Annotated in this window: 15 protein-coding genes; 13 read left to right on the top strand and 2 right to left on the bottom strand. The window is 41.7% G+C overall.

Features of this window, described 5'->3' with window-relative positions; genetic code table 11:
- Positions 1-146 precede the first annotated feature (146 nt).
- Entirely contained in the window at positions 147-1,355 is a 1,209-nt protein-coding gene (locus H6G03_RS15135; protein WP_190465196.1) for an MFS transporter, read from the top strand.
- Between the two features lie 170 nt (positions 1,356-1,525).
- Here H6G03_RS15135 and H6G03_RS15130 read toward each other — a convergent pair whose 3' ends face one another.
- Both H6G03_RS15130 and H6G03_RS15125 read right to left on the bottom strand, forming a co-directional pair.
- Complete coding sequence (locus H6G03_RS15130) at positions 1,526-2,764, bottom strand: RNA-guided endonuclease InsQ/TnpB family protein (RefSeq protein ID WP_190465195.1); 1,239 nt, start codon at positions 2,762-2,764, stop codon at positions 1,526-1,528.
- 100 nt (positions 2,765-2,864) lie between these two features.
- Positions 2,865-3,254 carry a helix-turn-helix domain-containing protein gene (locus H6G03_RS15125; protein ID WP_190465194.1) on the bottom strand — a complete coding sequence of 130 codons (390 nt, stop codon included), beginning with the start codon at positions 3,252-3,254 and terminating at the stop codon, positions 2,865-2,867.
- 1,262 nt (positions 3,255-4,516) lie between these two features.
- Here H6G03_RS15125 and H6G03_RS15120 point away from each other — a divergent pair.
- From H6G03_RS15120 to H6G03_RS15065, 12 genes are all read left to right on the top strand, one after another.
- Positions 4,517-6,232 carry an HAL/PAL/TAL family ammonia-lyase gene (locus H6G03_RS15120; protein ID WP_190465193.1) on the top strand — a complete coding sequence of 572 codons (1,716 nt, stop codon included), beginning with the start codon at positions 4,517-4,519 and terminating at the stop codon, positions 6,230-6,232.
- A gap of 111 nt (positions 6,233-6,343) precedes the next feature.
- Positions 6,344-7,852, top strand: a complete 1,509-nt coding sequence (locus H6G03_RS15115; protein ID WP_190465192.1) for a class I adenylate-forming enzyme family protein — start codon at positions 6,344-6,346, stop codon at positions 7,850-7,852.
- A 417-nt stretch (positions 7,853-8,269) separates the two neighbouring features.
- Positions 8,270-10,165, top strand: coding sequence for a thiamine pyrophosphate-dependent enzyme (locus H6G03_RS15110; RefSeq protein ID WP_190465191.1), 1,896 nt, complete (start codon positions 8,270-8,272; stop codon positions 10,163-10,165).
- Between the two features lie 31 nt (positions 10,166-10,196).
- Positions 10,197-11,234, top strand: a complete 1,038-nt coding sequence (locus H6G03_RS15105; RefSeq protein WP_190465190.1) for a methyltransferase — start codon at positions 10,197-10,199, stop codon at positions 11,232-11,234.
- A 146-nt stretch (positions 11,235-11,380) separates the two neighbouring features.
- Positions 11,381-12,511: a 3-oxoacyl-ACP synthase III family protein gene (locus tag H6G03_RS15100; protein WP_190465189.1), complete on the top strand. Its 1,131-nt coding sequence runs from the start codon at positions 11,381-11,383 to the stop codon at positions 12,509-12,511.
- 136 nt (positions 12,512-12,647) lie between these two features.
- A complete protein-coding gene (locus H6G03_RS15095) occupies positions 12,648-13,649 on the top strand; it encodes a hypothetical protein (protein WP_190465188.1) in 1,002 nt (333 codons plus the stop codon).
- A gap of 164 nt (positions 13,650-13,813) precedes the next feature.
- Positions 13,814-16,309 (top strand): two-partner secretion domain-containing protein, encoded by a 2,496-nt coding sequence (locus H6G03_RS15090; protein ID WP_190465187.1) that lies wholly within the window; start codon positions 13,814-13,816, stop codon positions 16,307-16,309.
- 674 nt (positions 16,310-16,983) lie between these two features.
- A complete protein-coding gene (locus H6G03_RS15085) occupies positions 16,984-18,057 on the top strand; it encodes a DUF928 domain-containing protein (protein WP_206756630.1) in 1,074 nt (357 codons plus the stop codon).
- 3 nt (positions 18,058-18,060) lie between these two features.
- A complete protein-coding gene (locus tag H6G03_RS15080; protein ID WP_190465185.1) occupies positions 18,061-20,832 on the top strand; it encodes a CHASE2 domain-containing protein in 2,772 nt (923 codons plus the stop codon).
- Positions 20,790-20,987: a hypothetical protein gene (locus tag H6G03_RS15075; protein WP_190465184.1), complete on the top strand. Its 198-nt coding sequence runs from the start codon at positions 20,790-20,792 to the stop codon at positions 20,985-20,987. The genes H6G03_RS15080 and H6G03_RS15075 overlap by 43 nt, the downstream gene beginning before the upstream one ends.
- A gap of 232 nt (positions 20,988-21,219) precedes the next feature.
- Positions 21,220-23,094 (top strand): two-component system response regulator, encoded by a 1,875-nt coding sequence (locus tag H6G03_RS15070; RefSeq protein ID WP_190465183.1) that lies wholly within the window; start codon positions 21,220-21,222, stop codon positions 23,092-23,094.
- On the top strand, positions 23,091-24,404 hold the full coding sequence (locus H6G03_RS15065; protein ID WP_190465182.1) for a hybrid sensor histidine kinase/response regulator: 1,314 nt from the start codon (positions 23,091-23,093) through the stop codon (positions 24,402-24,404). Before H6G03_RS15070 ends, H6G03_RS15065 begins: the two co-directional genes overlap by 4 nt.
- Positions 24,405-24,427 lie beyond the last annotated feature (23 nt).

Raw genomic sequence — 24,427 nt, 5'->3', positions numbered from 1 at the left:
ATTGAGAATCAGAAGTGGAAACCAGGGACTTGACGGCGATTAAAATCGCCAGGTGCGTTTCATCCCCATGTCTAAAGCCAGGGGCTTTCACGCACGGTTTTCGGTAAAACAGCCATCTTTACCCTGCATCCATCTCCGATCCCATCATGCAACCTTCGAGTAACCCTGTTTCTGACTCATTGCCAAACAATTCCAATCGATCGTACCGCCTGTGGCTGTTCTGCATCTGTGCTGGAATGCTGGTGTACTTCACCCAGGTTACGGCACTGTTTCCAGTTCTACCGCTTTACGTGACGCAACGCTGGCACAATGCGCCAGTGGGATTTGTTGTAGGTGCATTGGCAGCAGGGCTGTTGTTTTTCCGACCGCCGATCGGTTGGTTAATCGATCGCTGGGGACGAAAACCCGTGTTGTTGACGGGCTTAGGAATCATGTTGGCGATCTTACCTCTGTATCTTTGGTCGCCTAATCCCTTTTGGCTGATGGGTGTGCGCGTTTTGCATGGCATCAGTCAGGCGGCATTCGCGACAGCTTCTCAAACGATGTTGATCGATTTAGTACCTCCTGTGCGTCGCACGGCGATGTTGGGGTATTTGGCAATGTGTAATACGATCGGCTATTCTTTGGGGCCATTGCTGGGGTCATTGGTGTTTGCTCAAGCTGGTTTTATTGCTGTTGTATTTCTGTTGGCAGGATCGATCCTTGTAAGTTTTGCCCTCAGTTTACCTTTGCCGTGGTTGAAGGTATCGCGATCGAAGCAATCGATCGAAAAGCAATCTGAAAATTCTTTTCCTTGGAAAGTAATTGTGCGGTTTCCGGTGCGAGATGCGACGCTGTTGTTCTCGATCGGCTCTTTTTTACACGGTGGGGTTGTTACCTTTTTGCCTTTATTTGTTTCCAACTCCGCTTTGTTTTATAGTCTGAATGCTTTGGTTGCTGTACTGGTCAGATTTGGTTTGGGACGATGGGGAAATCGGGTATCGCAGCGGTGGGTTGTCAGCATAGCTATTTTTTGTTCTGGTACTGCTTTAATTGGATTATCGATCGCACCAAATCTCCTGATTGTTTGGTCGCTTGTATATGGATTGGGTTTTGGTTCCTTGTTCCCGGTGCTATCTGCGATCGTTTCTTTGGCAGCTCCGACTGCGGTGCGGGGTCGCGTGTACAGCATCTTCTTGGCTGGATTCGATAGTGGAATGACGCTGGGAGGCGCAGGCGTACAACCCCTCGTGCAAATGTTGCCGTTGAGTACCCTATTTCTGATTTTGGGTGGAATTGGTTGGGCAGTTAGCCTGATTGCGTTCCGGCAATTCGCCCAGCCTATTGTTGTTTCCCAAGCAACGGAAGGTAAGTAAGTGATTAAAGCATCTCTAGAGCGCCAGTCCACTAGAATAAATTGACAAAAACAACGAAATATGTATTGTGTAGGGGCGTTCGCGTAGCGTGCCGGAGGTGCAATACCGTTAATGTTTATTCCTACTCTGTTCGCTTGCGCCAGGAACCGCTCAACGAAACTTACTCAAACCTACTCAAAGGCGGAAAGTCCAGTCATTCGTAGTGGGTCAAGCACCACAGGGTTAAACGGCAAACCCTTTATTCCTTGGTCTAAGACATCAGGAATTACTTTTTTGGTAATATTAAATGACCCATTCACATCGGCATTTAATAACCTACCCTGCGCTGTTTTATACAATCCTCTCGCTACTCTATGTCCCTGAAACACGGGTTTTTTTTCCCCATATTTAGGCAGAGCATCTCCATCTAAAGCACTCGATTGAGATGTATAAGATTCTTCTGTTATAATGACTTGAATTCCTTTTAATTGGGCTTTATAGGTCAACATTTCGACTAACCTATAATGTGGAATGTTCACAAATTGTTGATTATTCCTTTGGCCTAAGTTAATTGATTGTTTCCAGGTCGCATTATACCCAATTACGATGATTCCTATTTGATGCTCTCTACACCAATCTATGACTCTTCGGCTGGCTGTATGTAGATAATTTTCGACTCTACAGTTGCGCTTATGAGTAAGCTTTTTTAATCTTTGAGATTGGGTTTGATTATGCTGGAGTTTGAGATGGGATTGTAAACAGGAACGTTGTTTATTGTAAAAGGTGTTAATCGCTTTTAGTGGTCTGCCGTTCATCAAAAGAGGTCTGACACCTGTTTGATTGGTAGTTACAGCCATTAAGTTATTAACTCCTAAGTCTATCCCGGCTATTTGTTGATGGTTGGTTGTCTCCTCCTCTTTTTCATAAACTATTTCGAGCACATAACAACTACTTTTGGGCACAATTCTCGCTTCGATGATTACATGGGCTGATGTGGGAATTTTGAGCTCACTCATCGAGAGTTGACAAATTCCTTTTTTTAAGGCTTTTTTGGAGATGGCTTCGTGAGGATACGGTAGGATATTGCGCCCTTTGGTTTTATGTTTATATCCCGGTATTTTGGGTTTACCTAAGAATTTTTCGGGATGTTTCTGCCAGTTTTTTACAGCTTGAATATAACTTGTCCATGCTGTATCTAATCGGCGAATTATTTGCTTACTAACTTTGGTGGGTAAGGCTTTGTAGTCACTGGTTTGTGATAGAAGGTGGTAAAGTTGGTTAAAGTTTAATTTCTCCTGGTGTGTAAAAAAGTATTGACGATAATGATAATTCGCTAGGTTAAATAAATTTTTCGACAAAAAAGCCTTGTGGTCAATTTCTGACCAGAGAGGATGGTTTTTTGTGATAATATGACGTTCCACTAGCTTCATGTTGTGATTATACTGTGAAAACAGCTTTCTCAAAAACTCCCTCGCCAAAAATTGCTCATTATTGCTATTTAGCTATCAATATGACTAAGATTGAGCAGAATTAGCTAGATTTTTGGCAACTGTATTTACCCCCATTCTTAATCCGCCCAGCAACTACCATCAAGAGTAGCGCTAGTCGATCGTCCGATAGCCCATCGACGAAATTCTGCATCTCTAACAGCGACTCCAACTGTTTCGGAAGCTCTGATACAATATTTCCTTTACTTCCCCCAGCTTTTGCTAACTGGGAACAGAAGTAGGCGCAAGACCCTGGCCTAATTTCCTCCATTGCCTCTAGTAATTTCCAAAGCACATCGGTAGAAACACCTGTCTTGCTTTTCCCCCGGCGAAACTCAGAGATGTGATTCTCGCTTACGCCAGATATCTGCGAGATTTGCTTGCCAGTGATCCCGTAATGTTCTAAGGTTTCTCGGAAAATTTCTGAAATCATTTTAAGTTTTGTATAGCTATTAAGCGATAAATGTATGTACTGTTATCTTGATTAACTTTTCGGCTAATCAACAGTCGATCGAAGCTAAGCCGTATAGGCAAAACCAGCATTTTTAGACAGCGTAAGCAAGATAACACAACAAAAAAGAGGGTATGTGTGATTTCGATCTCATCTCCTCCTATGGCGATCGGCAGCAGTAGCTGCTCTTTTGCAACGGTTTCTGTAATATTTGTTACCTTGTCACGAAATCATGATTAAGTTTTGTATAGTTCTTAACCCATAACTGTATTTACTGTTATCATGATTGACTCGTAGGCTAATTAATAGCTTATCAAAGCTAGGCCGTGTAGACGAAAGCAGCACTTTTAGAGGGTGTAAGCAAGATAACACGGTGGGAAAGTGAGGTAGTGTGATTTCGATCGCATCTCCTCGCATAGCGATCGGCAGCAGCCTTTTGCGCTCCGATCCAGTTTTATATGGGGAGGAAAAAGTAAATGACATCATAAAAGTTAGGAGATTTCCTAATAGATAACTTTGCCGAACAAAGCATTTGTTTTTAATCACACAAGCCAGCAAAAATGCTGGTTAATATTGTAATTTTTATTTTTAAAGTAAGTTTTGGATCTAAAATTATCGTAGAGGAAATTTCATAAAAAAATCATAGAACAAACAAAAAAGTATCTTGCTATTCAAAAAGAAAGGTTATATAGTAAAAATCTCACAAAAAAAGCCATAGTTTTGCCCAAAAATCATAAAAATCCCAAAGCACGCACAAAAAGTATTAAATAGAGGATGCGCTCGCCTTCAGTTTTTGTGATATGAGGAAAGAACTGTATTTTGTTTGAGTGAGCTACCTCGATTCAGGGAATTCTTGTAACGATGATGAAAAAATTCACGAAATTGATTTTAGTCACCGAACTTTGGGCTAAAAATATAGCGAGCCTAGTTCGGAAATATTTAAATTATTTGCCAAAGCGATCGTGAAGCTAATTTTGTTTCGATCGCATTATTTAGCGTTACGCATCAAAACGAAAAAAGTCTTGGCAGAATTAGGGAAACGGCATCAAAAAATTCGCTGCCCTGATTAATTATGCAGATATTCTGCACAAAAATGTAACTCGAAATTAAATTCCAGCTATCGAAATATTTGCCAAGCAACTTGTGAATAGTTGCCTGATAATTATGTCTGGTTTTAGCTGGCTCGCTCCATCATGACTGATTTTGGCAATTAACTAAATATTCAACAGGAGATTTTGGTAACAATGCTCGACAACTTAACTGCGCCGACTGCACAAACATTGCCTTTGCTACAACTATCCAAGGTGAAAAAAAATACGGAAGTGGGGATAGGAGATAGGCTTCTAACTATCGAAGAAGTTGTGAAAGTAGCGAGGGAAGCAGCGCAGGTAAAATTGACAACCAACAGCCATATTCTCAAACGAATTAAGGCTGCTTGCGATTATATCAGTCAAGCTGTGGATTCCGGCAAACCGATTTACGGAGTAACCACAAAATTTGGTGGCATGGCCAATACGGAAATTGCACCAGACGATGCCTCCGAATTGCAAAATAACTTAGTTTGGTATCATAAAGCCGGAGCCGGAAAAAAACTACCAATTCCCGAAGTAAGAGCTGCGATGCTCTTAAGAATGAACTTCCACTTGCAAGGTGCATCGGGAATTCGGTGGAAATTGATCGATCGCATGAAAACCTTTTTAAACAACAACGTTACTCCCCACGTCCCCGAACTCGGCTCGATCGGCGCTTCTGGCGACTTGACACCCCTAGCCTACATCACAGGTTCGATTATTGGCTTAGACAAACGATTTACAGTGGACTTTAAAGGCGTAGAAATGTCATGCTTAGAAGCCTTGGAAAGGTTGGGAATGCCTCCGATCGATTTGTTACCCAAAGAAGGTTTAGCCATGATGAATGGCACTTCTGTGATGACTGGAATTGCCGCTCTTTGCACCTATGACGCTAAAGTTTTACTCGCTTTGGCAATGGGATCTCATGCCTTAATGATACAAGGATTGGGCGGGACAAATCAATCATTTCATCCCTTTATCCACCGACTGAAACCGCATTTCGGACAAGTGTGGACAGCGGCAGAAATGGTGAAGTTGCTAGCCGGTTCGCGTTTGAGTTTCGATGAATTAAACGGCGCGAATCACTTTAATGGGGAAAGTTTAATTCAAGACCGTTATTCGTTGCGCTGTTTGCCGCAATATATGGGGCCGATCGTCGATGGTATGAAAGAAATCGAGCGCCAAATTGAAGTAGAAATCAACTCGGTTACCGATAATCCCGTTATTGATGTGAATCATCAAGCTAGCTATCACGGCGGTAACTTTTTGGGGCAGTATATCAGCGTGGGAATGGATCGGTTGCGCTATCTTTTGGGATTGTTGGCAAAGCATTTGGATGTGCAAGTTGCGCTGTTAGCTGCACCGGAGTTTAATAATGGCTTATCTCCTTCTTTAGTGGGGAATACTGAAGGTTCGGTCAACATGGGATTGAAGGCTTTACAAATTACGGGAAATTCCATTATGCCGATGTTGACATTTTACGGTAATTCGATCGCCGATCGCTTTCCCACTCATGCAGAACAATTCAACCAAAATATCAATTCTCAAGGTTTTGCCGCCGCGAATTTAACCCGGAATTCGATAGAACTCGCTCAGCAATATATGGCGGTTGCTTTGATGTTTGGCGTGCAAGCGGTAGACTTGCGAACTTTTAAAGTGGCGGGTCATTACGATGGACAAAAGTGTTTGTCGTCACGCACTAAACCTTTGTATGAAGCGGTGCGACAAGTAGTTGGAAAAGCTCCTTCTGCCAAAGAACCTTATATTTGGAACGATCGCGACCAATTTTTAGACGAACATTTGGCAGCAATTACCGCTGATATTCAAGCTGGCGGGGTAATTGTAGAAGCTGTCAAAGAGATTTTGCAGGAGCTAGGGGATAGGGATTAGGGACTAGAGAAAAGAGGTAAAAAAGATGATAAAGTCTCCACCTCTTTTTTCTTTTCTCTTCCCTCTTCCCTAGCCCCTATTCCCTAACCCCTATTCCCTATTCCTAAAACCATGAACATCGCTCAGAACATTGAGCGGGGGAGGCGCATTTTTCCTCAAAAAACCGCTCTGATTTTTGAAGGTCAATGTTTCAGTTACGAAGAACTCGATGAAAGGGCAAATCGAGTCGCGAATGGATTGCAAAATTTGGGTATCAAAAAAGGCGATCGCGTAGCTTTGTATTTGCCCAATATTCCGGAATTTATCTTTGCTTATTTCGGCATTCAAAAACTGGGGGCTGTGTTGGTTTCCATTAACGTAATGCTGAAGCGAGATGAAATTTGGTATATCCTTAACGATTCGGGGTCGAAGGCGATTATTACAACTGAAAAGTTGCGGTCAAATGTGCCCGATCGCGATTTAGTTGACTTGGGGCGGGTGTTGCTGACAGACAGTCCCAATGCAACGGGTTTAAAACTAGAAGAATTAATGGCAATTTCTTCTCCCATCTTTCAATGTGTAGAGATGGAACCGAAAGACCCAGCGACAATTGTTTACACTTCTGGAACGACTGGATTTCCCAAGGGTGCAGTACTTTCTCACGGCAATGTGGTCTCGAATATGCACTCCCAGCGTTACAGTTGCGGAATTACACCAAATGATAAGTTGTTGCTTTATTTGCCTTTATTCCACTGTTTTGGACAGAATGCAATTTTGAATAGCGGATTAAATGCGGGGGCAACTATTATCTTGCAAAGGCGCTTCAAACTGGAGCGAGTTATGCAGGCGATCGCGCAAGAAGGGGCGACCATGTTTTTCGGTGTTCCCACTGTTTTTGCGAAGCTTTTGGAAGAGAATTTGGATGAATTCAACTGGCGTTCTGTTCGTTATTATTTCAGTGCGGCAGCGAATTTGCCAGTGGAAATCGTGCGGCGTTGGGAAGAGAAATTCGGACGTCCGATTTATCAAGGTTACGGGTTAACAGAAACTTCACCATGCGCTAGTTATAACCATCCTTGGAAGTATAAAACAGGGTCGATCGGAATGCCGATCGACAATGTGGAAATGAAGGTGGTAGATGAGAACGGCGAAGAGGTTCCCGTTGGCGAATTGGGCGAAATTATCATTCGCGGGCCAAACGTCATGTTGGGTTATTGGAATCGCCCGGAAGAAACGGCAAAGGTGCTTAAAAACGGTTGGTTTTATACCGGGGATATCGGTTATATGGATGAGGATGGAGATTTCTATTTGGTTGACCGTTTGAAGGACATGATTAATGTGTCTGGATTTAAGGTTTATCCCAGCGAGGTGGAAAGGATTTTCTATCAGCATCCGGCTGTGGCGGAAGCGGCAGTTTATGGTGTTGCTGATGGGATAAAGGGTGAGGTTGTGTATGCCAATGTACGGTTACTTGCGGGAGCATCTATTACGGAAGCTGAATTGATGGCTTTTTGTCAAGAACGAATGGCTAATTATAAGGTTCCCCACAAGATCGAGTTGGTAGATTCTTTGCCTAAGAATGCAACGGGAAAGATTTTGAAAACCGTGTTGCGTGAGGAGGCGATGATGAGAAAGCAATAGCTGTAGCGCGATCGAAATAGTTTGGTTAAGTTTCTCGGCTGCGGTACCCTAACCGATCGCAGTCGATCGCCTCACTCTTTTGAGGGTATGTTCGTGTCAAGTTTTCGGAGGAAGAAACAATCTTTATGTAATTTCCGATCGGAGAAAATCATCTAATATTTTTTTGTAAAAGGTTACTGCAAAAATTCAATTTTGCAGTAACCTTTTCGTGCTTAAAATTTGCTTTTTATTATTTAAAAGGAAGATTAAAAAAAGGTAAAATCTGCCCATAGCTAGTTGACATTATTTAAAAGAGAAGATAATGTAAAAAGTCTGAGAAAAAACCAAACCAAAAATTTCTAAAGCGATCGCGCTAAGAGATGGGACGGACAAAACACTCATAGTTCAGTTTACGTAAAAGATGCTGGTTGTGTGGGGATGAATAACGTTTTAATTACGCCAAACTCGGTTGGCGAACAATCTGCGAATGAGCGGAAAAAAATTGATGAGATAAAAAGAAATTTGGATTGGGACACAAAAACGCTTGTTAGCCCAGATAGTGCTGTAAAACAGCAAATACCCTCAATCAATTCCGAAAAAAATTCCAACGATAATCGAGAAAGTTTGGGTGCATTCCCTCAGCTTAACGAGCGGTCACTTGCTGGTGAATCGGTGGCTGAAGCTGTGGTTAAGATGCTCGAAAGATTGGGCGTAAAGTATGCGTTTGGAGTTTCGGGAGGTGCGATCGCTCCTATGTGGGCGGCGCTGGAAAACAGTTCCATTCAAGTGATTCACTTCCGGCACGAATCGGGTGCAGCTTTTGCCGCAACCGAAGCTTATTTTGCCAGTGGCGATCCTGTAGCAGTTTTTACTACAGCAGGGCCGGGAATTACCAATGCCTTAACGGGAATGTTCGCGGCACGTTGGGAAGGGGCAAAAGTGATTTTGATCTCGCCTTTTACCTCAGCAGCACAACGAGGTAGGTTAGCTTTTCAAGAAACTAGCCCTTATACGATGCCAATAGAAGGGATTTTTACTTCGGGAGCGCTGTTTCATTATGCAAAAATTTTGGAGGATGTCAAGCAACTGTCAGAAGTATTTTGGCAGTTAGAGGAAGGGTTAGTGCAACCTAGTGGTTTTGTCGCTCATATCAGCGTTCCCACGGCTATCCAGTTAAGTTTGAGTAATGTCTCAATCCCCCAAAAAAGGTTATTTCATTCTGCGATCGCTCCTGAGAAAGAGGTCGAGGAGTGTGCCAAGATACTATCTGAAAAACCATTTGCGATCTGGCTGGGTTTTGGGGCGCGGGGTGCTACCGATCAGATCCGCGAACTCGTTAAAGAAACTGGGGCAGTCGTGATGTGTTCGCCCCGTGGTAAAGGAATTTTTCCGGAAGATGACCAACAATTTATCGGAGTTACAGGATTTGGCGGCAATGCGTCTGCGATCGCTTCTATGCAGGAAGAAATGCCAGAACGGGTGTTGGTATTAGGGACTCGCTTGGGTGAATTCACTTGGAGTCCGGCAATGACTCCCTCTGGGGAGTTTATTCATGTTGACCTTAACCCGGATGTGCTAAAAACTGTCTATCCAAAGGTCAAGAAGATACCGATAAAATCTGATGTGAACGCATTTGTGAATAAGTTACTCAAGTGCCTTCAGAAATATCCCAAAACATCAAAAGCGTTCGCGAAGCGTAGCGTTAGCCGTATCCCAAAATCCTGGCCATCACAAGAATTATTCACCCCCCGCGATACTGGGCTAATCAGACCGGAAGTATTGATGCAAGCAATTCAGCGAGTCGTTGTTGATGGAAGTGATGCGCTAACGATCGCAGAGGCGGGAAATTCCTTTGCGTGGACAACCAATAAATTGCGGTTTACCGAACCGGGACGCTATCGAGTCAGCACTGGGTTTGGCTCGATGGGTCATGCGGTGACGGGCGTTTTGGGCGCTGCTTTAGTGCGGAATAAAAAAGCAGTCGCGATCGTTGGGGATGGGGCGATGTTAATGAATGGCGGAGATATTAGCACAGCGGTTAAGTATAAAATTTCTGCGGTTTGGGTTGTTCTCAACGACGGTCGTTACAATATGTGCGCTCAAGGTATGGCAAGACTTGGGTTTGATGGTGTGGATGCAGAATTTCCTTCAGTAGATTTCGTACAGATGGCTAAGAGTATGGGAGCTGATGGCACTCGCGTGGAACGCGAATCTGAGCTTGAGAAAGCTTTGAAAGAAGCAATGGCATCGGAAAAGCCGTTTGTGGTTGATGTCATCATCGATCCGACTTGTCCTGCACCAATCGGCAATCGGATTCAAAGTTTAGTTGCATAAAGTTCTAAATAGTAACATATAGGAGGTTAAAATGAGTCAGCAAACTTGTGTCAACATTCAAAAACCTAAGACAGATGAAGGGCTACTGTGGAATATTTTGTTAGCTGGTCAAGCTCATCGAGTTCTTCTTGTAGCCCATAACTTAAAGCTATTCTCTGTTCTGGCTGAAAAACCCCTTTCTTTTGGGGAAATCTGCGACAAGTTAAAGATTGCTAGCCGTCCAGCTTTTGCTATTTTGAGCGTACTTACATCTATAGGATTAATAGATGTGACAGAAGACTCTTATTGCCTAACTTTGCTAGCCAGAGAATATCTGTTGGAAAACAGCCATACATATTTCGGTGGTTTTTTGGATTTGATGATTGTAAATGATGAATTAGTCTCATCATTTGATAGTTTAAAGCAAGCCGTACTGACCAACTCTCAGCAACTTGCTGAAAACAGGCAATTCAAGTCTTTTGAAGAGCAAGTAGCTGCTGCACGAAACTTCACCTATGGAATGCACGGCCACAGTATGGGAGCAGCATTAGCTTGGCCAGAATTGCTAAACTTATCCGAGTATAAACAATTATTAGATATTGCTGGAGGGTCAGGCGCTCACTCGATTGGCGTTGTATTGAAATGGCCTCAATTGCAGGCTACTGTCTTCGATTTGCAACCTGTTTGTGAAGTAGCTCAGGAGTTCGTTACGCGCTATGGTTTGCAGAGTCAAGTTAGAACTTTTGTAGGTGATATGTGGAAGGATTCTTTTCCACCAGCAGATCTGCATTTTTACTCGGATATATATCACGATTGGTCGCCAGAACAAGGGCAGTTTTTAACTCAAAAAAGTTTTGAAAGCTTGTTACCTGGTGGTCGGATTATTATCCATGAAATGCTCTATGACGACTCTAAAAAAGGCCCGTTTACGGTTGCTGCATACAATGTAGGAATGCTTGTAGGGATGCAGGGACAGCAATATTCAGGTGCTGAATTGTCTGCCATGTTAGCAGAAGTTGGTTTTACTGAAATCGAAGTAAAGCCTAGCACTGGCTATTGGAGTATTGTTACTGGTTGTAAACCGAAATAATTGCTTTTTGTTTGGAATGAGCGTACCCATTAATAGTCAAATTCAAAGCTTGATTACCGCTGTTTACTGGACTAATGAGCGCGTAAAAAATAGTTGCTTTCAGTAAATAAAGGACATAATTGTTTTGAAAAAGGAGCATTTTTATTATGAAAATACCTGTGGGTATTAAGTCTATTGCTGTTAGTTTTCCTAAGACTATAAGGACAAATAATTATTTTCGTCAAAATTATCCTGAATTGGTAGAAAAGGCTGAACACAAAAGCTTAGCAAGGGCATTTTCTCCTGCTGAATCACTCAACAACAAAGACGTTGATTTGTGGGCTAAGGCAATGAATCCCTATCTGTCCGATCCTTTTCGAGGTGCAGTAGAACGGCGAGTACTTGGTCTTGATGAATCTTCGCTGACTTTGGAATATGATGCAGCGATGAAAGCACTTGAAGCAGCAAAACTTTTTCCTGAAGACATCGATTTAATGCTCGTTACCTCAATGTTTCCAGAGCAAATAGTACCAGGAAATGCTGCCTTTTTAGCTGGTAAATTAGGTTTACAGGGGGCTGCATGGAACCTTGATTCAACTTGCACGAGTAGCCTAGTTGCACTCCAAACTGCTTGTTCCTTAGTACGAACGGGAGAATACTGTAATGTGTTGGTAGTAGCATCATCTGCGTTTTCTCGTTTCATTGATGAAAATGATACACTCTCATTTTTAGTAGGTGATGGTGCCGGAGCTTTTGTAGTTGGAAAACTCAAAACAAACCAAGGTATTCTCAGCAGCAAAATTATTCATAGTTCTGAAACTTGTCATGCTTTCTTTAATGAACTTGCTGTAGATTCTCATGGCAATCCACGAATGTTTATTCGGGCAGGAAATAAAGCTAATAAAATGTTTAGCGATGTGTTTGTAAAATTTTGTCGCTTGTGTTGTGAAGATGCTATCGCTCATGCTGGTGTGACACTCGATGAAATTGACTTTTTTGTTTTCAATACAAACACTGCTTGGTATTCAAGTGTTTACACACAGGCATTAGGAATCGACCCTGAGCGCACAATTAACCCCAACCCTGTATACGGGAATATTGGAGCCGCATCTCCAATTGTTAATCTTTACCACGCTTCTCAATTGAGTAAAATTCGTGAAAATGATCTTGTTCTTATTTACACCTTCGGCGGAACATCTACTGCTGGAGCAATAGTTATGCGTTGGGGGGACGTGGCACTCGGCCTTACCCCCGCATCTTCACCGATGCTAATAAACGTTTCTGTTGGAGCAAGTTAAACTACTTGTGCAACCGATAAAAAAGCATCAAGAGTAGACTGAAAAGCCAATTTTTATCGGTAAATAGCCTACAACTCTTCTATTTAGGCTTCACAGATAAATTGTTAGATACATTAACAACTTCAGGAAATTTATCATGTATATTCCTAGTTTTTCAAGTCGGGAATTACCCTTAATGCTGCAAGCAATGACAACCGTCGCTGCAAATCCACAAGCATTAACGCTACGCGAACAGCAGTTTTTACAGGTTCTAAGCGATCTGCATCGAGGTAGAAAAAATAACCAAATTGTATCATCGCCTGTGGCTCCGTCTCAAATTGCCCAACTTATCGTTGAACCCAGTCAGCGTAAGTGGTTGGTGCAAATGGCAATAGTGATGACATTGGTTGAAGGTAAACATACTATCCACCGACTCCCTCAGCAACTAAAAAATTTAAAAGCCTTAGCTATAGCCTTTTCTGTTAAAGAGCCTGGTTTACGAGTGCTGTATGAGGTAGCAAGGGGTTATAAACTTCTCGTGCAAATGGATGTGATAGGCCATGTTATGGGCCAACTCGTAAGAGATTCTTATCAAGAAGAGGGTATCATAGGGCTAATAAACCTTGTGCAGCCCACGCTTTTTAAGACAGGAGGGAAAGACATCAATCTAGCATGGAGGTTCCGCAAACTAGGTCTGTTACCGGAGGGCACTTTAGGCCGTATCTTTTGGGAATACTTCACCAAGCAATGTATAATTTTTCCAGGAGAGCTGGGTGGCATTCCAGAACGATTTGTCTATCACGATTTCAGTCATATCCTCTCAGGTTACAATACCGAGCCAATTGGTGAAATTCTAGTTGGTGCTTTTCAAGCAGGTTATACTCGCAAAGATGGCTTTATGTTTCTGCTGTTTTCGATTTTGCACTTTCACTGGGCGATCAAAATCACTCCCCAAGCAGATGCCTGCGAGGGGCTATTCGATATTCCTTTAGTGATGCAGGCGTTGCAGCGAGGACTAGCCTGCAAAGTAGACCTTTCCGATCATTGGAACTTCTGGGAAGTCGTGGATATGCCCCTAGAGGAAGTGCGCGAGCTCTATGGCATTCCACCTCTTTGTCCATCCTCAGTAACAGCCGCAACTTCTGGAATCATCAGATAATACAAGTGTATCGCCCACTACTGTCTCTATGGAAGCGATACGCTGAGACTTAATATAGGTGCTAACTCGACCTGCGGAATTAGCTAGCAGTCAAAAAATTTCTCAACTTTAACCTAGTAATAACTTAGAAATGCTAAGATGCTAGTAAATTATCAGATTTTATCATGCTAATCAGTCACATTAGCAAGCATAGTCCTTCAAGTTTGTGCAAAGCTTTCTCCTCAATATTGCACTATGCTATTCTGCTAACTTTACCGCTTAGTTTCTTTTCCGGTCAAGTAAATGCACAAATTATCCCCGATGATACTCTCCCCAATAATTCAATAGTTGTTCCTAATAATAATACTTTAATTATCAATGGTGGAACAGTAGCAGGAAGTAATATTTTTCACAGCTTTGAGGAATTTTCTTTTCCTACCGGTACGGAAGCATTTTTTAATAATGGCAGTAATATTCAAAATATTTTTAGTCGCGTTACGGGTGGGAAAGTATCTAATATTGATGGAACAATTCGCACTAACGGAACTGCTAATTTATTTTTACTAAATCCTAGTGGCATCATTTTTGGTCTGAATGCACGGTTAAATATTGGCGGCTCTTTTATTGGCTCTACAGGAAACAGTATTCAATTCTCTGATGGTAACTCCTTCAGTGCTATTGCTCCTCAAGCACCAACTTTGCTAACAGTTAGTGTTCCTATTGGCTTGCAATTTGAACAGAATATAGGAACAATTCAAGTACAAGGTACAGGTCACAGCTTCACTGCTCAAAACCCAACAGCGTCGCCAATTAATCGAGGTGAAAGTACAAGTGGTCTCCGTGTGAAACCCGGTCAAACTTTAGTCTTAGTTGGGGGGAATATTAATTTTTATGGCGGTACAGTGACGGCAGAGAAAGGCCGAATTGAGTTGGGTGGGGTTGGTACGGGTGAAGTAAGTATTAGAGAAACTAATTCTGGCTGGATTTTGGGCTATGAAAAAGTACAGGAGTTCGGAGATATCAACCTATCTCAACAAGCGGCTGTAGATGCAAGTGGGCAAGGTAGTAGGTCTATCCAGATTGTAGGCAGGCAAGTCAACTTAACAGATGGTTCTATAGCCTTGATTCAAAATCAAGGAAAACAAACATCAGGAACCATTATAGTCAGTGCATCCGATTTATTAGAATTAAATGGAGTTAACAAAAATGCTACATTCCGCAGCAGCTTAATTAATGAAACTATAGAAGAAGGCCAAGGCGGAGAAATAACCATTTTAAGTAGAAGGTTGATTATATCTCATGGAGGAGCAATTCTAAGTAGAAGTTTTGCCAATGGAAAAGGTGGAAATTTAACTGTTAATGCCTTTGAATATGTAGAGGTAAGTGATTTTTCAACGCTTAATCCTGGTATTGGGAGTCTGCTTAGTGCTAGAAGTTTTAGCTCTGGAAATGCAGGAGATATCATAGTTTCAACCCAGAATTTAACTGTGTCCAATGGTGGTGTTTTAGCAGCCCCCAGTGCTGGTGGTACTGGAAAAGCTGGAAATGTAACGATAAATGCTGCTGAATCTGTAATTGTAAGCGGAATAATACAAAACAATTTGCAGCCAGCTTCTATTGGAAGCGCAACTATTACTGTTGGCGATGCTGGCAATGTAACTATTAATACATCAAGAGTTGTAGTCAGGGATGGAGGAATTATTAGCACTTCAACTTTAAACAGCGGTTCAGCAGGAGATCTAATTATTAATGCGTCTGATTCTGTAGAAGTTAGTGGTAAGCCAGAGAGAGGGGGGCTTCCCTCTGGAATACAATCTGATGCTCCTATACAGACTGAAGCCTTCCGAAAACGTTTCGGACTACCAGATACACCCTCTGGAAACTCCGGCACCGTCACCATCAACACCCCTCGCCTCACCATTTCCGACGGCGCAAGAGTCAGCGCTGCCAACGAGGGTACGGGTATCGCAGGCAACGTCAACATCAACGCAGGTTCTATCCTCCTCGACAGGGTAGGCAATATCTCGGCTAAGACTGAATCCGGTGAAGGCGGCAACATCAACATCACCACTGACTTCCTGCAACTGCGCCGCGCCAGTCAAATCTCCACCCAAGCTGGCGGTACCGGTAACGGCGGCAACCTCACCATCAACGCCAACACTTTCGCCATCCTGGAGGGCAGCGAAGTCAACGCCAATGCCTTCCAAGGTACAGGCGGCAATATCCAAATCAACTCTCAAGGTTTATTCGCTTCCCCCGACAGCCAAATCACCGCCAGTTCGCAACTGGGAGTTTCCGGCAGCATTAATATCAACAGTCCGGAAGTTAATACTACTGGCGCACTGATAGAATTACCCCAAAATCCTGTAGACCCCACCCAACAAGTCGTCGCCGCTTGCACTCCCGATAAAAACAATAGCTTCACAGTTGCCGGTCGCGGCGGTTTGTCGGAAGACCCCACCCTACCAATTTCCAGTTTCGAGGTTTGGGCGGACTGGAACGACTACACCCAGCCAACTTTCAGAAGCACTAACAGGCAGTTAGATTCAAAACTTTTCCGTCAGCAACAGCCTCCCTTAGTAGAAGCTACGAGTTGGCGGGTGAATGCTAATGGCCAGGTAGAACTATACGCCAATGTTAGCGACGCTAGCAATTACATAACTAAGTCGAGCTGTCGGTAGTTTGGCAATAGCAGTGCGATCGCTATTAAAATCTGCCTTTTCTAGTTTATGAGTCTTTCGCGTTTATCGTGGAAAATGTTTGTTTGTATTACAGATAGGCCGGATGGTGGGTGACAGCACGGGCAATTAATTATTGCTTGAAAGCACCAGACATTTCCAAAAATTCTTGTGGGGTAGGCATCCTGCCTGCCCTTTGAGATTCTTTTACAGGAGATGTCTACTGAAGCGATCGCCCCTACCTAACCTACCCTACGATTGAATTAGTTTTTACGATCGCCACAACAACGGGAGAGCCATTTTTTCCACTCTCCCGCTCCATCAGACCCCCCACTCCCCCACTCTTCAAGCTATCAAAAAAGAATAATATCGAGTTGCTTTTAAAAATAGTAGATTTAGATTGTTTTAGGAGCAGAAGGCAAACATAGTTGGCTGAATGAATACAACTTGGTGTAAGCTAAAACTGCGTTGGATAAATGTAATTAAAAATACAAATAAATTTAAATTACGGAAAAATTGCTTTTTTTAAAGATTTAATTAAATTTCGCAAGTTCCTCAAAAAGCTATACTAAAGAGCGCAGGAAAACATAAAAAATCAATTAATGCTGTAAAATGTTAGAGCCAGGGTATCACAAATCGTAATGTTTAACCTGAAACAAGCAAGGAGATTTCAGGGTATGGAAACCAGCTACTCTAGGGAAAATATCTCAGGGAGAAATTATCGATTAGCAAGTTTACTGGTAATTGCTTCATCTGTCATTGTTGGCGGGGGAACGGCTTGGAGTTTTGAGGCTCGAGCTTTCGATCGCATTCCCAAAATAGTCAGCGTTAAGTACGAAGCACCTACCGATGAAGTTCCGCGTCAGGCGCTCGGCGGTAGTTCTCGCGGTGAAATCAGATTTTCTTCTCCAGAAGACAACGCGCCCACCAGAACAATGGGGGGCGGTTCTCGCGGTGAAATCAGATTTTCTTCTCCAGAAGACAACGCGCCCACCAGAACAATGGGGGGTGGTTCTCGTGGCGAAATCAGATTTTCTTCTCCAGACGACAACGGGCCCACCAGAACGATGGGGGGTGGTTCTCGCGGCGAAGTCGGATTTTCTTCTCCAGACGACAACGGGCCCACCAGAACAATGGGGGGTGGTTCTCGCGGCGAAATCGGATTTTCTTCTCCAGACGACAACGCCCCTACCAGAACAATGGCGGGCGGTTCTCGTAGCGAACAACTTCTCAACCCAACCCCTTTAATACCCAGTAGCAATATAGGTAGGACGGGAGCCGAACGACCCACCTTTTTTGTCTACATTCCCCAGACTTCTTACAAGCAAATTTTCTTTAGCTTGTACAGCGAAGACCGCCAGTATCATTTCCAAACCACTTTCGATTTGAACAAAACCGGAGGAGTCATTGCGATTAAGCTTCCGGAAAACGCACCAGCTTTAGAAATCGGCAAAACCTACCAATGGTCGGTGAGTTTTATTCGGTCACAAGAAACGTTGCTTCCAGATTCTTATGCTGTGAGGGGATGGGTGAAGCGGGTTCCGGCTCCAGAAGCTAATGAATCTCTGACTGAGATCCAGTTAGCAGCTCTGTACGGCAAGTCAGGCATCTGGTATGATACCCTGACTATTTTAAGTTCAGCTCGTCTGGCGCGGCCTGAAGATGCTACCGTCAGACAAGAATGGGTGGAACTCTTGGAGCAAGTGGGGCTTAAAGACTTAAGCCAACAGCCTTTGACCGAACAGCTGTAGTCGATGTGGCATCAGATCGGAAAATTGATAAAGCGATGGCAAGGCATCCTTGTCATCGCTCCTACTGTCGCAGTAGCTGTAATTGTCGGCAATGCTACTGGGGCTTTGCAACTATTGGAATGGGTAACTCTCGACCAGTTTTTTCGCCTGCGTCCGCCAGAGGGCGTTGATTCTCGCATCGTTATTGTCACTGTAGACGAAACCGATATTGATGCAGTAGGTCAATGGCCTATGTCCGATCGCACCCTGACGCAACTGTTAAGAAACATTAAAGCTCAGCAGCCTGCGGCGATCGGCTTAGATTTATATCGCGATTTGCCAGTGGAACCGGGACATCAAGAATTGGTGGCCCTCTACAAATCTACCCCAAACTTAATCGGCATTGAGAAAATTACACCAACGACGATCGCGCCGCCACCGATTTTAGCGGAACGCCATCAAGTAGGGGCATCTGACTTAGCTCTCGATGGAGATGGCAAAGTGCGTCGCGCCTTTATGCCCGTGAAAAATTTGCACACTCGCCGAGACCGGCAAGGACTGGGAGTTAAGTTAGCTTTAATGTACCTAAAGTCAAAAAAAATCGAACTAAAAGTTCTCAATCCCAAACAAAACAAAATTGGCTTGGGTCAAGCAGTTTTTCTTCCCTTGCGAGGCGATGAAGGAGGTTATGTAGATCAAGATGCCGGGGGATACCAAGTTTTAATTAACTATCGAGGCGGACTGGAAAATTTTCCCAGCATAGCCATGACGGATGTGTTGAACAACCGCATTCCACCGGATTTAATGCGCGATCGCATCGTTTTCATAGGTGCTACGGCTCCCAGTCTCAACGACCTTTTCCATACGCCCTACAGCAGTACCATATTTAAAGATCCTTCTTATACTCCGGGTGTGGTGATTCATGCCAACTTAGCCAGCCAAATTGTCAGTGCAGCTTTAGAAGGACGCCATTTGTTGCGAGTTTGGGATAGAAGTTTCAATCAAATCTGGATTTTTGTTTGGTCTGGCATCAGTACGATTCTAACTTGGAACATTTTACAGCGGTTTTGGTTGAAAAGAAATGTATTTTTAGGTAGTACAATTTTGAGCATTAGTATTGCAGGTAGCTTGCTATGTGGAATTAGTTATATTGCTTTTTTACAAGGTTGGGTTATCCCCGTATTTTCTCCATTCGTGGCGTTGGGTTCAGCAGCCATTTTAATTAGTAATTATCACAATCAACAACAACTAAAACAAGCTAACGAAAGGTTATTACAAGTCAATCAACAATTAGCTGATTACTCGCGAACCCTAGAATTGAAAGTTAAGGAGAGGACTCAAGAATTAGAGATAGCTAAACAAGCTGCTGATGCGGCAAACCAAGCCAAAAGCGACTTTTTAGCTAGCATGAGCCACGAGTTGCGAACACCTCTAAACGGAATTTTAGGCTACGCGCAAATCTTGCAGCGTTCTAGAACCCTAAGTAAAGAAGACCAAAAGGGCATAAATATTATTTATCAAAGCGGTTCCCATTTACTAAACCTTATTAACGACCTTTTGGATTTAGCTAAAATCGAAGCCCGGAAATTAGAAATCTATGAAAGCGATTTGTATTTGTCGAGTTTTTTGACAACTGTAGCAGAAATTTGCCGTATTAAAGCGGAGCAAAAAGATCTGATTTTTCAGGTAGAGTTTTCACCAGATTTACCTCAACAAGTGCGTGCAGATGAGAAACGTTTAAGACAAGTTTTAATTAATCTGCTGGGCAATGCGATTAAGTTTACTGACGTTGGCTCGGTCACATTCAAAGCGATCGTAGTCGATAGATCTGTCAGTAAGGTAGAAAGACAAACTGTGAAAATTCGCTTCCAAGTTGAAGATACTGGCGTGGGAATGACAAACGAACAGATTGACAAAATCTTTTTACCTTTCGAGCAGGTAGGAGAGAATCGACGCAAAGCAGAAGGAACTGGTTTGGGACTTGCCATCAGTCACAATATCGTCCAAATGATGGGTTCAAAACTAGAAGTATCTTCCGAAGTGGGTGTCGGTAGCGTGTTTAGTTTTGAGTTAAACCTGGAGAAAATATCTGAAAAAATACAAGCGATCGAAGTTACTAAAGCGGAGGCAGTAATTGGTTTTACAGGCAGGCAATCTGCGAAGATATTAGTAGTAGATGACCAAGCCGAAAGCCGCGATATTATCGTCGGTTTTCTCAAACCGATAGGGTTTGACCTGATTGAAGCAAGTAATGGCTCGGAAGGTTTAGAACAAGTTGCGATCGGCAAACCAGATCTAATTATCACAGATTTAGTGATGCCTGTAATGGATGGCTTTGAAATGATTCGGCAAATTAGAACGATCCCAAGTTTTAAAAATACTGAGATTATTGCTATATCCGCTAGTACGTCTTCTAAAAATAAAAAGCAAACATTTTTTGCAGGCAGTAACTATTTTATTTCCAAACCAATTCAGCTCCCAGAGCTTTTAGAAAAACTGAGAAGCAGTCTAGGTGTAAGATGGATAGTCGATCCTAATAAAGCAGACAGCCAAGTGCAAACAGAAGAAGTTCTCAAAATTGTTGCGCCTTCTTATCGGGAGTTAGAAACTTTACGACGAGCAGCCACTATCGGTGATATTGAGGAAATAGAATTGGAAGCTCAGCGTCTGGAACGGCTAGATCCCAAATACGCTTCTTTTTGCCAACGAATCGTAGAACTAGCTCATAATTTTGATGATAGAGGGATTTTACAATGGATAGAAAAGCACTCCGCGAGCGAGCAAGAGGGGAACTAAAAGTTAGAAAAAAACTAATATCACCGTACCAAGCTGCCAAATCGGCGGTTTTGGCCCTCAAACAACTAGAGAATGAGTATATTTACTTTGGCGATCGTTTTGTTGAGTTAGCTCAAGACTTTCGCGATCGAATTATTTTTGATTTAGTTAACTAAGTTACAATAACTTAAATTTATTTATGTTAATTTGATTTACAAATTAAACAAATTATTTAAAGAAATAGTAAAAAAGATTTCTATTTTTGGAAAGTAAAATTTTGTGTTTCCTTAAAAGCTTTAGCCAAAGGCTATTTCGGCTATTTACAAGATATGAATAAAATAAAAAATTAACCTCTACTTCAGGAAAATCAGTTAAAATGTTACTACTAAGTCAACTATTATAGGCCCGATGGATAGTTCAGAATCTGGATTAATTTTAATTGTTGACGATAACCGAACGAACCTAAAGCTATTATTTGGGTTTCTCAAAGAATCGGGCTATAAAATTTTAGTGGCAATAAATGGAAAAAATGCTCTTGAAAAACTACAGTATATCAATCCAGATTTAATTTTATTAGATATAAGAATGCCTGATATGGATGGCTTTGAAGTCTGCCGTTATCTAAAAGCTAACCCAGGTACTAAAGAAATTCCAGTTATTTTTTTAACAGCTTTATCTGATGTTAAAGACAAAGTAGAAGGTTTAAATTTAGGTGCAGTCGATTACATTACAAAACCATTACAAAAAGATGAACTATTAAGCCGAATCCGCTTGCATCTTAGGCTAAGGTCTTTAACGCGCAACCTCCAAGAAAAAAACGAACTTCTTACTCAAGAAATTGCTAATCGGAAAGCTATTGAAGACGAATTACAACAATTAAATCAAGAATTAGAACATCGAATCGCTAAACGAACAGAGGAACTTTCTCTGACTTTGCACAATTTACGATTGCGCGAACAACAGCTTGCTTATGAAGCTTATCACGATTTACTAACAGGTTTATACAACCGTTCTTGGTTGATGAATCGTTTATCGGAAATTTTGAAAATAAAATCAAGCCAAAATGTCAAAAAATATTCCGTTTTATTTTTAGATATAGATCGTTTCAAAAATATTAATGATAGTTTTGGCCATTTAGTAGGAGATGAATTTATTAAAAATGTTTCCATCAGGATAAAAATCTGCGTTGGTTCTAAAGGAGAAATAGCAAGGTTGGGAGGTGATGAATTTTTAATAATACTAACAGAAGCAGAAGATCTACAAACAGTAGAAGCAACAGCAGCTGATCTTTTAGAAGAGTTACAACGTCCTTTTTTGCTCGGCAACTATCAAGTTATAATTAGTGCTAGTATAGGTATTGTTTTTTCTATATTAGACTATCATAGTTCTACGGCGATTTTAAGAGATGCTGATATCGCTATGTATCAAGCAAAGCAATCCGGAAAAGGATGTTATACTGTACTGACACCTCAAATGCAATCTCAAGCTTTAGAACGAATTGAATTGGAAACCGACATCCGTCAGGCAATCGAACAAGAACAATTTTGTCTTTATTATCAGCCGATTTTTTCTATTCAAGACAAAAAAGTTGTTGGATTTGAAGCTTTAAGTCGTTGGCTACATCCTCAGCATGGTTTTATTAGCCCTACAAAATTTATTACCATAGCAGAAGAAATAGGATTAATTCAAATTTTAGATACATGGGCATTGCAGTCAGCTTGTCAACAATTAAAAATTTGGCAAGAACAGTTTAACGTTGCACTTACCGTAAATGTCAATTTTTCTGCTACTGAACTGCAACAACCAGGAGTAGTTGAAAAAATCATTCAAATTTGTGGCCAAAGCGGTTTATCTCTATCATCTGTAAAATTAGAGATTACAGAAAGCGGTTTTTTACAAACTGCTAGCGCAGGTACTAATGTTTTGAAGCAAATTCGCAGCCAAGGAATTAAACTTTGTATCGATGATTTCGGCACTGGTTATTCCTCATTAAGTCGCCTTCATATTTTCCCGATAGATACTCTCAAAATCGATCGCTCCTTTATCAGCGGTTTAGGTTCTAGTTCCGACACAACAGCAATTGTACAAACAATTATCTCCTTAGCTCATAATTTAGATATGGATGTAGTAGCAGAAGGAATAGAAACAAACGAACAATTGGAAAAATTGAAAGATTTAGGGTGTGAATTCGGTCAAGGGTTTTTCTTCTCTAAGCCTTTATCCAGTCAACAAGTAACTCAATTATTATCCAATTACCTCTCTCTTTCAACTTTAAAAATATGAAAAACAGCGAACATATCACGATTCTTGTCGTAGACGATAATCCCACTAATATAAAAGTTTTATTTAACTTTCTAAGAAGTTCTGGATTTAAAGTCCTTGTTGCTAAAGATGGTGAAAATGCACTTGGTAAACTGGCTGAAGTTACTCCAGACCTGATTTTGCTAGACGTGATGATGCCCGGTATTGATGGTTTTGAAACTTGCCGTCGCATCAAAGAAAATGTTACTACTCAAAGAATTCCTGTTATTTTTATGACTGCTTTAGCAGATACAGAACATAAAGTAAAAGGTCTTTCACTCGGAGGAGTAGATTATATTACTAAACCTTTTCAGCAAGAAGAGGTATTGGCTCGCATTAAGATGCACCTAAAATTACATTTTTTAACAGAAGAATTGGCTGAAAAAAATGCACAACTGCACGAATTAAATGCTTCTTTAGAAAAAAAAGTTGAAGAACGTACTGCTGAACTTAAGAAGGCTCAAGCACATTTAGTACTGCATGAAAAAATGTCTTCTTTAGGTCAGCTAGTAGCAGGTATAGCGCATGAAATTAATAACCCTGTTGGCTTTATAGTTGGAAATTTAAAACACGCTAACGAGTACACTCATAATTTAATTAACGTCATCAAACTTTATCAAAAATACTATCCCAATCCCGCTCCAGAAATTCTCAAAGAAATAGACGCGATTGAATTGGATTATTTACTAGAAGACTTTCCCCAGATGCTCCTTTCGATGCAGGAAGGAACTAATCGGATCGAGGAAATCAGTCAATCGATGCGAACTTTTTCCAGATCTGATACCGATACGAAAGTCACTTTTAATATTCATGATGGGCTGGATAGTACTTTACTAATTCTCAAGCATCGACTGAAAGCAAAGTCGCAGCACTCTGCCATTGAAGTAATCAAAAACTATGGCATTTTACCAGAAATTAAATGTTATCCCGGACAACTTAATCAAGTTTTTATGAATTTGCTAGCTAATGCGATCGATGCTTTAGAAGAATCCCATCGCGATCGCACTTTTGTAGGGATGCAAACTCACCCTAGTAGAATCACTATTTCCACGGGAATAGAGCCAAATACTAATTCAGTCACTATTAAAATAGCAGATAATGGAATTGGGATGACTCCTGAAGTCAAACAAAGAGCTTTCGACCATTTATTTACTACTAAAAGTGTCGGGCAGGGTACGGGTTTGGGTTTATTTATCTCCCGTCAAATTATAGAAGATAAACACGGTGGAAAAATCACTTTTAATTCCGTATATGGCCAAGGGACAGAATTTATAATTGTCCTACCCAAATGATTCCCTGAATACTATGGTAAATT

This window comes from Aerosakkonema funiforme FACHB-1375, assembly GCF_014696265.1.
GTDB lineage: Bacteria > Cyanobacteriota > Cyanobacteriia > Cyanobacteriales > Aerosakkonemataceae > Aerosakkonema > Aerosakkonema funiforme_A.
This window is presented reverse-complemented; position numbering and strand designations above follow the sequence as displayed.